Below are 11,379 nucleotides of genomic sequence, written 5' to 3'. Positions count from 1 at the left end.
CCCTCACACCCGGCTTCCAGACTCTCCCTCATTCGAACAGGGAGAGAACCCATGAACCGCAGCTTGGCCATAAAACTTGGGGCAATTGCCCTTCTGATTGTGCTGTTGATGATCCCGTTGCTGATGATCAGCGGAGTGATTTTTGACCGCCAGCAACTGCGCAACGGTGTCCTTGAGGACATCGCCCGCAGTTCCAGCTACAGCCAGCAATTGAGCGGCCCGCTGATGGTGGTGCCGTATCGCAAGGCGGTCCGGACCTGGAAAACCAACGAAAAAACCAGCGAGCGTTATCAGGAAACGACTCAGGAGCGGGGGCGACTGTATTTCCTTCCTGAACGTTTCGAACTCGATGGCCAGGTTCAAACCGAACTGCGTGCCCGTGGCATTTACGAGGCGCGGTTGTTTCACGCTGACAACCGGATCAGCGGGCACTTTTCTATCCCGGAGCACTTGGGCATCAAGGAGGACTTTTCCGACTACCAGTTCGACCAGCCGTTCCTGGCCGTGGGCATCAGCGATATTCGTGGTATCGAAAACGCCTTGAAGCTCGAACTCGATGGCCAGAGCGTGGACTTTGTTCCGGGTACGCAAGTGGACTGGCTGGGCGAGGGCGTGCACGTCAGGCTGCCGGTGCTGGATGCGAACAAAGCCACAGAATTGGCCTTCGGTTTTGACCTGCGTCTGCAAGGCACCGGTCAGTTGCAGATCACCCCGGTGGGCAAAACCAGCAAAGTCAGTTTGAAAGCCAACTGGCCGCATCCGAGCTTTATCGGTAACTACCTGCCGGCCCAGCGTGAGATCAGTGCTGAAGGTTTCAGCGCCAATTGGCAGACCTCGTTCTTCTCCACCAATCTGGAAGAGGCACTCAATAGCTGCTTGTCCCATTCCAGCTGTGAAGAGTTCAAAAGCCGCAGTTTCGGTGTCAGCTTCATCGACCCGGTGGATCAGTACCTCAAAAGCGATCGGGCGATCAAATACGCGCTGCTGTTTATCGTGCTGACCTTTGCCGGGTTCTTTCTCTTCGAAGTCCTGAAAAGCCTCGCGGTACACCCGGTTCAATACGCCTTGGTGGGCGTGGCACTGGCGTTCTTCTACCTGCTGTTGTTGTCACTCTCCGAGCACATCGGCTTTGCCCTGGCGTATCTGCTGTCGGCCGCTGCCTGCGTGTTGTTGATCGGTTTCTATGTCTGCCATGTGTTGCGCAGTGCGCGCCACGGCTTGAGTTTTTCGGCGGGATTGGCGGCACTCTACGGTTTGCTTTACGGCTTGTTGAGTGCCGAGGATTACGCGCTGTTGATGGGCTCGCTGCTGTTGTTCGGCTTGCTGGGCGTGTTTATGGTGCTGACGCGCAAGCTGGACTGGTACGGGATTGGCCAGGGCAAGATTGCCAAGCCAGAGGTGGTATATGAGTAGGTCGCTGGGGTTGCGCGAGGATCAGTTGCAGGGCGAATGGTTGGCGATGCAGATTGCCAGGTTGTTTGTGTTGGAGCGGGGTGATGCCCTCATCGGCAAGCCCCGCTCCCTCAGGTCGGCAGGTGCTGCTAAACCTTCGGCACGGTCGCCAGCATCGACGGTCGCAGGCAGACTTCGGCATACCAGGCGCTGAGTTGCGGATTGCTCTTGCGCCACTCCAGGTCCGGATGACGCAAATCCAGATACCCGAGGGCGCAGGCAACGCTGATGGCCGCGACGTCGAAATGGCTGGTCAGCTCGGCGATGGCGTCGGCTTCCAGCACTGCCAAGGCCCGGCGGATCTTGTCGCGCTGGGCGTCGAGCCATTGTTCCCAGTGTTTCTCCGGCGCGCGCAGGGCGACTTCGTAACGGATCAGCACCGCGGCGTCCATGATCCCGTCGGCCAGCGCGGCCAGGGTCAGGCGCCGCCAGCGTGCCGTGCCTTCGCGAGGGATCAGCGGATTGCCGACATGTTGCTGGTCGAGGTATTCGAGGATCACCCGGCTGTCGTACAACACGTTGCCGTCGTCCAGGCGCAGCGCCGGAATCTTGCCCAGCGGGTTGTCCTGGTTCAATGCGGCATCAGGGCTGACCGGGGTCAATTGGCTGTGTTGCAGCGCCACGCGGTCCAGTTGACCGGTTTCATGCAGCAGCACCATCACTTTGCGCACGTAAGGCGAGGCAGGGTTGTGGAACAAGGTCATGCTGGGGGCGGACATGGACATTCCTCGGCTGTAGTCAGGGAGCATGGGCAAGAGATCTAGCCTAGTAAGTTCCAACGCGGCTGGCGAGGGTTTAGTGGTGCCCACAAGATCGCTATCGCGAGCAAGCTCGCTCCCACAAGGGCACCACTATACCTGTGGGAGCGAGCTTGCTCGCGATGGCGTCGGTACAGACGCTGACAACCTAGAAGGAATGGCTTTGCTGCCGGCGTTTCCACTGGCTCAACCGCTGTTGCAGATTCAGCGGGCTGTGAATCTGCTGCGTTCGCGCGCGGTTGAACAGGATCAACACCAACTCAGCCGTAGCCATCGCGTCGGCGCTGGCGTTATGGCGCTCGAAGACTTGCAGCTTGAACCAGTTGATCCAGTCGTCCAGCCCGGCTTCGCGGATGTTCGCCTGTGGACACAGCAGTGGCGCCATGTCGGCAACGTCGAGGAACGGATGCTGCAGGCGATAACCCAGGCTGTCCTTCAGGGCACGACCGAGCATGTGCTGGTCGAACGGTGCATGAAACGCCAGCAACGGGCTGTCACCGACGAACTTCATGAAATCCAGCAACGCGTCCCGCGGATCACTGCCAGCGGCAATCGCGCTTGGGCCCAGGCCATGAAGCAACACGCTAGGCCCGATTTTATGGTCGCTGCGCTGCAAGGTTCGCTCGAACTGCTGACTGAAATCGATCGCGCCGTCTTCGATCACCACGGCACCGATCGACAGCACCACGTCCTTGTTCAGGTTCAAACCGGTGGTTTCCAGGTCGACCACCACCCAGCGTTGCTCGCGCAGGCTGCATTCGCCCAGCGTCGGGGCGCTTGGCAGTTGGTCCAGGCGTTGTTGCTGCGCGGCGGTCAGTGTCGGCCCGGCGGGGCGCAGCCAGGAAAACAGCTTCATAGCTGATACCGCAGGGTCAGGCTGCTTTGCAGGCGTTGGGCCTGACGCAGGGACTCACGCAGGATTCGCCGGTCCAGATGATTCAGGCTGTCGGGATCGACCCGATTGGAATGGGGCAGGTTCTCACGAGTCTGTCGCTGATGCTGCTGCATGCGGGTTTGCTGGATGAAGTGATAGGCTTCTTCATAGGCCGCACCGTCCAGTGGGTCGATGACTTCTTTGGCCACCAGTTGACGAAAGCGCTCCAGCGTATTGTTGACCCCAATGCCATGGGCCAGCGCCAATAGCCTGGCACCGTCGACAAACGGGGTCAGCCCTTGGACTTTCAGGTCGAGAGTGGCTTTTTCACCGTTCTTTTTCTCCAGCACGAACTCGCGGAAACGCCCAACAGGCGGGCGTTGGCGCAGGGCGTTCATGGCCAGCATGCGCTGGAACAACCGATTGTCCGCCACCTGATCGAGAATCGCGCGGCGCAATTGCTCGCAGCCTTGCTCATCGCCCCAGACCACCCGCAGGTCGAAGTAAATGCTCGATCCGAGCAAATTCTCGGGCGTTGCTTCGCGGATAAACGCCGCGAAACGCCGCGCCCATTCGGCACGGGACAAACACAGCTGCGGGTTGCCAGCCATGATATTGCCCTTGCACAGCGAAAAGCCGCAGAGCGCCAGGCTCTGATTGATCTGCTGGGCGATCGGCAACAGCTTGCTGCGAATCTCGGCCGCCTGCACCGCATCGCGTGCCTCGAAGAGAATGCCATTGTCCTGATCGGTGTACAGCGTCTGCTCGCGGCGGCCTTCGCTGCCGAAGCACAGCCAGCTGAACGGTATGCCGGGGTCGCCTTTATCGGCCAGCGTCAGCTCGATGACCCGGCACACGGTGTGATCGTTGAGCAAGGTGATGATGTGGGTGATTTGGGTCGAGGACGCGCCGTGGGCGAGCATGCGCTCGACCAGTTGGCCGATTTCGCCGCGCAGGGCCACCAGGTTTTCCACCCGTGGCGCGCTGCGAATGGTGCGTGCCAAGTGCACCAGATCGACGCGTTGCAGGGAAAACAGGTCGCGTTCCGAGACCACGCCGCACAAGCGTTGGTCTTTCACCAGGCAGACGTGGGCGATGTGTCGCTCGGTCATGGCAATGGCCGCATCGAACGCGCTGTGGTCCGGCGTCAGGAAGAACGGCGCGTGGATCATGTGCCGGTCGATGGACTGATTGAAGTCACTGGTGCCATCGGCGACCACCTGACGCAAGTCGCGCAGGGTGAAAATCCCCAGCGGGGCTTTCTGCTCATTGACCACCACAATGCTGCCGACCTGTTGCTCGTGCATCAGGGTCACGGCGTCACGCAGCGGGGTCGCGGGGCTACAGGTCACGGGATGGCGCATGGCCAATTCGCCGAGGCGGGTATTGAGCGAATACTGGGTGCCGAGGGTTTCCACGGCTTTTTGCTGGACTTGCTGGTTGACCTGATCGAGCAGACTGCTGACGCCGCGTAGGGCAAAGTCGCGAAACGTGCTGGAAAGGGCGAACAGCTTGATGAAGGCCGACTTGTTCAACTGTAGGCAAAAGGTGTCTTCGGCGGCCAGGTGTTCGGTACGGGTCGCGCGCTCACCCAGCAGTGCGGCGAGGGGGAAACATTCGCCGGTGGTGATTTCGAAGGTGGTTTCGGTGCCACCCTTGGCCGTGTGCGGACGTTCGCCGACCACCCGGCCCTGTTTGACGATGTAAAAATGCTCAACCGGTCCGTCCGCGGGCTTGATGATGCTCTCGCCCGGACCGTAGAAGCGCAGTTGGCATTGTTCGACCAGGTAGGCCAAGTGCGCGTGTTCCATCTGATTGAACGGCGGGAAACGCTGAAGGAACTGCAAGGTGCCCTGGATGTTCTGCAGCACTGCTGTTTTCCCTGCCTGGGTGAAGGCATCCGCTTTACTCATAACCATTACCGCAGTCTTTTTCGATTTGTTGTTGTCGGAGTCACTGCCATGGTCGGCCCCTGTGCGAAGAGTGCCCATTGGACGTAAGTCTAGGTAACGGTGCAGGAAGCGAAATTTCGGAAATACCCTACGCTATTAATGCGCAAAACCGCTGATTAGCCCACTTGGAAAACTATCCGGCGAAGCGCACATTTAAGTTCTGCTTAGCGATGTCCGACTATGGTGCTAGGGGATTAATCCGAATATGTAGAGAGATTTATGTCCGACCACGATATTTTGAGCGATGCCGAGCGTGAAGCGTTGAGTGCAGTCATGCACGAACCGGACTTGCCGGCACAACGTGTGCTGATCGTCGACGACGACAAGGACACGCGTGAGCTGCTTTCGGAAATTCTTGCGCTTGATGGCATCCGCAGCATGACGGCAGCCAGTGGTGAAAGCGCACTCAAACTGTTGGACTCGAACAAGTCGATCGGGTTGCTCATCACCGATCTGCGGATGCGTCACATCGATGGTCTGGAGCTGGTCCGTGAGGTGCGTGAGTCGGAACGGGCGGCATTGCCGATCATCATCGTTTCCGGTGACGCCAAGGCCCGGGATGTCATTGATGCCATGCACTTGAGCGTGGTGGATTTTCTGCTCAAGCCCATCGATAGCAAAGAGCTGTTGGCACTGGTCAAGCATCAGCTGGGGATGGAGCCTTAGCAGTGCTCGTCCCCACGCGTGGGAACGATCCGAGACTTCCTATGAAAAAAGGCCCTGATCTTCCGATCAGGGCCTTTTCTTATCCAGCATCAGCGCTTATTCACAGGCCATTGGCAGCTTTGAACTCGCGACGGCGACGGTGCAGGACCGGCTCGGTGTAGCCATTCGGCTGCTTGGTGCCTTCGATCACCAGTTCGACCGCCGCCTGGAAGGCGATGTTGCTGTCGAAGTTTGGTGCCAGCGGACGGTACAGCGGGTCGTTGGCATTCTGGCGGTCAACCACCGGCGCCATGCGCTTGAGGGTTTCCAGCACCTGGGCTTCGCTGACGATGCCGTGACGCAGCCAGTTGGCGATGTGCTGGCTGGAGATACGCAGCGTCGCACGGTCTTCCATCAGGCCGACGTCGTTGATGTCCGGCACTTTCGAACAGCCCACGCCCTGGTCGATCCAGCGCACCACATAACCGAGGATGCCCTGAGCATTGTTGTCCAGTTCGTTCTGGACCTGTTCCGCTGTCCAGTCGGGGTTGCTTGCCAGCGGGATGGTCAGGATATCGTCAACCGATGCACGAGGACGCTTGGCCAGTTCGGCCTGACGGGCGAACACGTCAACCTTGTGGTAATGCAGCGCGTGCAGCGCAGCGGCGGTCGGCGAAGGGACCCAGGCGGTGTTGGCGCCGGCCAGCGGGTGAGCGATTTTCTGCTCGAGCATGGCAGCCATCAGGTCGGGCATGGCCCACATGCCTTTACCGATTTGCGCACGACCTTGCAGGCCCGTGCTCAAACCGATGTCGACGTTCCAGTTTTCGTAGGCACCGATCCACTTCTCGGCCTTCATGTCGGCCTTGCGCACCATCGGGCCGGCTTCCATGGAGGTGTGGATTTCATCGCCGGTACGGTCGAGGAAGCCGGTGTTGATGAACACCACGCGCTCGCTGGCCGCCTTGATGCAGGCCTTGAGGTTGATCGTGGTGCGCCGCTCTTCGTCCATGATGCCGACTTTGAGGGTATTGCGCGGCAACTCGAGCACGTCTTCGATGCGCCCGAACAGCTCGTTGGTGAACGCCGCTTCTTCCGGACCGTGCATTTTCGGTTTGACGATGTAGACCGAACCGGTACGGCTGTTCTTGCGGGTGGTGTTGCCGTTGAGGCTGTGCAGCGCTGCAAGGTTGGTGATAAGGCCGTCGAGGATGCCTTCCGGCACTTCGTTGCCGTCCTTGTCGAGGATCGCGTCGATGGTCATCAAGTGGCCAACGTTACGCACGAACAGCAGCGAGCGGCCGTGCAGGCTCAGTTCGCTACCGTCTGGGGCGGTGTAGGTGCGGTCGGCGTTCATGGTCCGGGTAAAGGTCTTGCCACCCTTGACGACTTCTTCCGACAGATCGCCTTTCATCAGACCGAGCCAGTTGCGGTAGATCACCACTTTGTCATCGGCATCGACGGCGGCCACGGAGTCTTCGCAGTCCATGATGGTGGTCAGTGCGGCTTCCATCAGGACGTCTTTGACGCCGGCGGCGTCGGTCTGGCCGACCGGTGTGCTGGCGTCGATCTGGATTTCGAAGTGCAGGCCGTTGTTTTTCAGCAGGATCGCGGTCGGCGCCGCAGCGTCGCCGTGGAAGCCGATCAGCTGTGCGTCGTTGCGCAGGCCGCTGTTGCTGCCACCTTTGAGGCTGACTACCAGTTTGCGATCAACAATCTTGTAGCCGGTAGAGTCGACGTGGGAGCCAGCAGCCAATGGCGCGGCTTCGTCGAGGAAGGCGCGGGCGAAGGCAATGACCTTGTCGCCGCGAACCTTGTTGTAGCCTTTGCCTTTTTCCGCACCGTCGGCCTCGCTGATGGCATCAGTGCCATACAGCGCGTCGTACAACGAGCCCCAGCGGGCGTTCGAGGCGTTGAGGGCGAAGCGGGCGTTCATCACCGGAACCACCAGTTGTGGACCGGCCATGCGGGCGATTTCGTCGTCGACGTTTTGCGTCGTTGCCTGGAAATCGGCCGCTTCTGGCAGCAGATAACCGATGTCTTGCAAGAAGGCCTTATAAGCCACAGCGTCGTGCGCTTGACCTGCACGGGACTGGTGCCAGGCATCAATACGAGCCTGGAGGTCGTCGCGTTTGGCGAGTAGGGCTTTGTTCTTCGGTGCCAGGTCGTGGATGACCTTGTCGGCACCGGCCCAGAACTTGTCGGCGGTGAGGCCGGTACCGGGAATGGCTTCGTTGTTCACGAAGTCGAACAGGACTTTGGCGACCTGCAGGCCACCGACTTGAACGTGTTCAGTCATTGCTTGCCTCACTCTGCTCAGCTATTTCGCTTTTCAGCTCTTCAATTTGACAATGAAGCCTCTGGCCATTTAAACCACAAACCCCTCTACCAGTACATGCCATTGCTGGCGGCTGGGTGGTTCCAATCAACGGCGTGAAGCCTTGCTGACGGGGCTTTGAGGGTTGCGATGGCGCCTGGGCAGACATCGATCCAACGTTATGTAGTGCGCGCTGCGGCATACTACATGATGAATTGCGGTTGTGAAAATTAGACTAATTACGTCGTTTAGCGACCCGGCCAGGCTGTCCGGTCACACCGGGGAATAGGATGTTCTCAAAAAACTATTGGATTGTTCCAGATAAATCTAAAAACTTGTACACATAATATTGAATTCACTGCTATGGGGCTTTGATTTTTTTGCTTCCGCGCTGAATCGGGTCCCTTGCCTATACTTGCCTTTCTATAACAAAAGTCATGACAAGAGGGCTGTGCCATGGACCACCTCGTACTCACCGTATTCGCCCCGGACAAGCCCGGCCAGGTCGAGCACGTCGCCCAATGTATTGCCGAGCATGGTGGTAACTGGCTGGAGAGCAACATTTCACGGATGGCCGGGCAGTTTGCCGGGATCCTTCGGGTTGGCGTGCCAGCCGAGGGCTATGACGAGCTGGTCGATGCGCTTCAGGCGTTGTCCGCCCAAGGGATTCGGGTGTTGATCGCCGAAAGCAGTATTGAGCAATCCTGCACCTGGAAGCCGATTGCCATGGAGCTGGTCGGTAACGACCGGCCGGGGATCGTGCGTGACATCACGCGTTTGCTGAGTGAGCAGGGGGTCAACCTTGAGCGCTTGGTAACCGACGTACGTCCGGCGCCGATGAGCAGCGAGCCGCTGTTCCACGCCGAAGCGATTCTTGCGGTGCCGCTGACCCTTTCCCTGGACGTGTTGCAGTCGCGGCTGGAGACCCTGGCCGATGATTTGATGGTGGAGTTGGTGCTGCGCAGCGAGCCGTAAACGGGTTATCCAAGTAAAGCGTGCACCGGCCTGTGGATAACCTGTAGAGACACATCGCCAGCCCACGTCCGTCGGGGCTCTTCAGGAGTTGATCAAAAAACCAGCAGTTTCAAGGGCTTGTGCACAAACGACGGGGATCACGCTGTGGATAACCTTGGGACGGATGCTTGCAGGCCACAGCGACCGTGGCTTGCAAGGAGTTGTGCGTTTTTTGATCAGCCGCGCCGGCGCAAACTCATCCAGGCGTCGATGCTGTAAACCGCCAGACCTGCCCAGATAAACATGAAGGCCACCAGTGTGGTGGACGACAGGTGTTCGCCGAACAGCAGTACGGCTTGCAGCAGCACCAGTGTTGGCGCCAGGTATTGCAGGAAGCCAATGGTGGTGTAGGGCAAATGCCGTGTAGCGGCGTTGAAACAGACCAACGGCACCAGCGTTATCGGACCGGCGGCGACCAGCCACCAGGCTTCGGACGTAGTCCAGAACGCTGCTTGCGCGCTGGTAGCGGTTGGATTGAAGAGCAACCAGGCAAGGGCAATCGGCACCAGCATCCAGGTTTCCACCACCAGTCCGGGCAGCGCTTTGACCGGAGCCTGTTTGCGGATCAATCCGTAGAAACCGAAGGTCAGCGCCAGCACCAGCGATACCCACGGCAGGCTGCCGACTTGCCAGACCTGCTGCGCGACGCCAACGGTGGCCAGCCCAACGGCAAACCACTGCAGGCGTCGCAGCCGTTCGCCGAGGATCAGCATGCCCAGCAGCACGTTCACCAGCGGGTTGATGTAGTAACCGAGGCTGGCTTCGAGCATGCGTCCGTTGTTCACCGACCAGACGTAGGTCAGCCAGTTGGCCGCAATCAATGTGCCGCTCAGCGCGAGGACTGCCAGCCGCCGTGGGTTCTCGCGGAGTTCACGCCACCAGCCCGGGTGCTTCCAGACCATCAGCAGCAAGGCGCCGAACAGCGCTGACCAGAGTACCCGGTGGATGATGATTTCCACGGCAGGTACGTCGGCAATGGCCTTGAAGTAGAGCGGGAACAATCCCCAGATGATGTAGGCACTCAGGCCCAATAGGTACCCGCGACGCGGGTTGGCGGCTTGCATGCAAAATCCTTGCTTAGGCAGCTAACAAAGGGGGGATTGTAAGGAGATTTTTCTCGATGTGCAGGGAACCTTTGTGGGAGCGAGCTCGCTCGCGATTGCATCACTGCGATCATCCAGATACACCGCGGCGTTCGCATCGCGAGCAAGCTCGCTCCCACATTGGATCTTCTTTGGAGGGGCGAAACGGGTGAGTCAGAACAATTTCAACGGTTCTTCGTTGAGCGCCGCCAGTTGCTCGCGCAATGCCAGCACCTGATCGCCCCAATAACGTTCGGAGCCAAACCAGGGAAAGCTGTGGGGGAACGCCGGGTCATCCCAGCGTCGCGCCAGCCAGGCGCTGTAGTGCATCAGGCGTAAGGCACGCAGAGGTTCGATCAGCGCCAGTTCGCGTGGGTTGAAGTCGTGGAACTCACTGTAGCCGTCCATCAGTTCCGACAACTGGCCAAGACATTCCTGACGATCACCGGCAAGCATCATCCACAGGTCCTGCACCGCCGGCCCCATGCGACAGTCGTCAAGGTCGACGATGTGGAACATCTCGTCACGGCACATCATGTTGCCGGGGTGGCAATCGCCGTGCATGCGGATGTTCTGGTGCGGCGTGTCTTTGTAGACTTCTTCCACGCGCTTGAGCAGGTCGCGGGCGACTGACTCGTAAGCGGGCAGCAAGCTGCGCGGTATGAAGTTGCCTTCGAGCAAGGTGGTCAGCGAATCATGGCCGAAGTTTTTGACGCCCAGCGCTTCGCGGTGTTCGAAGGGGCGGGTAGCGCCCACTGCGTGCAAGCGGCCGAGCAATTGCCCCAAACGGTAGAGCTGATCGAGATTGCCCGGCTCTGGCGCGCGGCCGCCTCGGCGCGGGAACAGGGTGAAGCGGAAACCAGCGTGTTCGTGCAGGCTTTCACCGTTGTGAATCAACGGCGCAACCACCGGCACTTCGCACTCGGCGAGTTCGAAGGTGAAGCGGTGCTCTTCGAGAATGGCGGCGTTGGTCCAGCGTTGCGGACGGTAGAACTTGGCAATCAGCGGCTCGCCATCTTCAATGCCAACCTGATAGACACGGTTTTCATAGCTGTTGAGCGCAAGGACGCGGGCGTCGCTGAGAAAGCCGATGCTTTCTACGGCGTCGAGCACCAGATCGGGGGTAAGTGTTTCAAACGGGTGAGACATGCTGACTCCTGCGCGCAGCAGGCTGCCGCGTCCGGCCAAACATGGTAGCGCAGAAGGGGCGACTTTAGTGGTTGGGCTTGAGGTGAGTGTTGTTTTTACCGACGCCATCGCGAGCAAGCTCGCTCCCACAGGGTTA

The 11,379-nt window shown here is 59.4% G+C and carries 9 protein-coding genes; 3 read left to right on the top strand and 6 right to left on the bottom strand.

The genetic code is table 11. The features are described from left to right. The first annotated feature begins 51 nt into the window (after positions 1-51). Complete coding sequence (gene creD, locus AC1DIG_RS11240) at positions 52-1,413, top strand: cell envelope integrity protein CreD (protein ID WP_477767368.1); 1,362 nt, start codon at positions 52-54, stop codon at positions 1,411-1,413. A 128-nt stretch (positions 1,414-1,541) separates the two neighbouring features. Here the strand turns inward: creD and AC1DIG_RS11235 are convergent, their stop codons facing one another. From AC1DIG_RS11235 to AC1DIG_RS11225, 3 genes are all read right to left on the bottom strand, one after another. Continuing rightward, complete coding sequence (locus AC1DIG_RS11235) at positions 1,542-2,171, bottom strand: glutathione S-transferase (RefSeq protein WP_477767367.1); 630 nt, start codon at positions 2,169-2,171, stop codon at positions 1,542-1,544. A 187-nt stretch (positions 2,172-2,358) separates the two neighbouring features. Then, complete coding sequence (locus AC1DIG_RS11230; RefSeq protein ID WP_477767366.1) at positions 2,359-3,066, bottom strand: 3'-5' exonuclease; 708 nt, start codon at positions 3,064-3,066, stop codon at positions 2,359-2,361. Beyond that, on the bottom strand, positions 3,063-5,003 hold the full coding sequence (locus AC1DIG_RS11225; RefSeq protein WP_477767365.1) for a putative nucleotidyltransferase substrate binding domain-containing protein: 1,941 nt from the start codon (positions 5,001-5,003) through the stop codon (positions 3,063-3,065). Before AC1DIG_RS11225 ends, AC1DIG_RS11230 begins: the two co-directional genes overlap by 4 nt. A gap of 252 nt (positions 5,004-5,255) precedes the next feature. On the opposite strand from AC1DIG_RS11225, the gene AC1DIG_RS11220 reads away from it, so the two are divergent. Then, entirely contained in the window at positions 5,256-5,702 is a 447-nt protein-coding gene (locus AC1DIG_RS11220; RefSeq protein WP_477767364.1) for a response regulator, read from the top strand. A gap of 100 nt (positions 5,703-5,802) precedes the next feature. Here the strand turns inward: AC1DIG_RS11220 and AC1DIG_RS11215 are convergent, their stop codons facing one another. Continuing rightward, positions 5,803-7,980 carry a malate synthase G gene (locus tag AC1DIG_RS11215; protein WP_477767363.1) on the bottom strand — a complete coding sequence of 726 codons (2,178 nt, stop codon included), beginning with the start codon at positions 7,978-7,980 and terminating at the stop codon, positions 5,803-5,805. A gap of 474 nt (positions 7,981-8,454) precedes the next feature. On the opposite strand from AC1DIG_RS11215, the gene AC1DIG_RS11210 reads away from it, so the two are divergent. After that, positions 8,455-8,973, top strand: coding sequence for a glycine cleavage system transcriptional repressor (locus AC1DIG_RS11210; RefSeq protein ID WP_477767362.1), 519 nt, complete (start codon positions 8,455-8,457; stop codon positions 8,971-8,973). Between the two features lie 215 nt (positions 8,974-9,188). On the opposite strand, the gene rarD is transcribed toward AC1DIG_RS11210, so the two are convergent. Next, entirely contained in the window at positions 9,189-10,076 is an 888-nt protein-coding gene (gene rarD / locus AC1DIG_RS11205; protein ID WP_477767361.1) for an EamA family transporter RarD, read from the bottom strand. A gap of 192 nt (positions 10,077-10,268) precedes the next feature. Further along, positions 10,269-11,243 (bottom strand): serine/threonine protein kinase, encoded by a 975-nt coding sequence (locus AC1DIG_RS11200; RefSeq protein ID WP_477767360.1) that lies wholly within the window; start codon positions 11,241-11,243, stop codon positions 10,269-10,271. Positions 11,244-11,379 lie beyond the last annotated feature (136 nt).

The sequence above is a fragment of the Pseudomonas sp. 05N431 genome, from assembly GCF_056397005.1.
The sequence above is the reverse complement of the archived record's forward strand: the minus strand, read 5'-3'. Positions and strand labels throughout refer to the sequence as shown.

What these genes read in the sequence shown, in the direction of transcription:
- creD (WP_477767368.1), top strand. Translation starts at nt 52, where the DNA reads ATGAACCGCAGCTTGGCCATAAAACTTGGGGCAATTGCCCTTCTGATT.
- AC1DIG_RS11235 (WP_477767367.1), bottom strand. Translation starts at nt 2,171, where the DNA reads ATGTCCGCCCCCAGCATGACCTTGTTCCACAACCCTGCCTCGCCTTAC.
- AC1DIG_RS11230 (WP_477767366.1), bottom strand. Translation starts at nt 3,066, where the DNA reads ATGAAGCTGTTTTCCTGGCTGCGCCCCGCCGGGCCGACACTGACCGCC.
- AC1DIG_RS11225 (WP_477767365.1), bottom strand. Translation starts at nt 5,003, where the DNA reads ATGGTTATGAGTAAAGCGGATGCCTTCACCCAGGCAGGGAAAACAGCA.
- AC1DIG_RS11220 (WP_477767364.1), top strand. Translation starts at nt 5,256, where the DNA reads ATGTCCGACCACGATATTTTGAGCGATGCCGAGCGTGAAGCGTTGAGT.
- AC1DIG_RS11215 (WP_477767363.1), bottom strand. Translation starts at nt 7,980, where the DNA reads ATGACTGAACACGTTCAAGTCGGTGGCCTGCAGGTCGCCAAAGTCCTG.
- AC1DIG_RS11210 (WP_477767362.1), top strand. Translation starts at nt 8,455, where the DNA reads ATGGACCACCTCGTACTCACCGTATTCGCCCCGGACAAGCCCGGCCAG.
- rarD (WP_477767361.1), bottom strand. Translation starts at nt 10,076, where the DNA reads ATGCAAGCCGCCAACCCGCGTCGCGGGTACCTATTGGGCCTGAGTGCC.
- AC1DIG_RS11200 (WP_477767360.1), bottom strand. Translation starts at nt 11,243, where the DNA reads ATGTCTCACCCGTTTGAAACACTTACCCCCGATCTGGTGCTCGACGCC.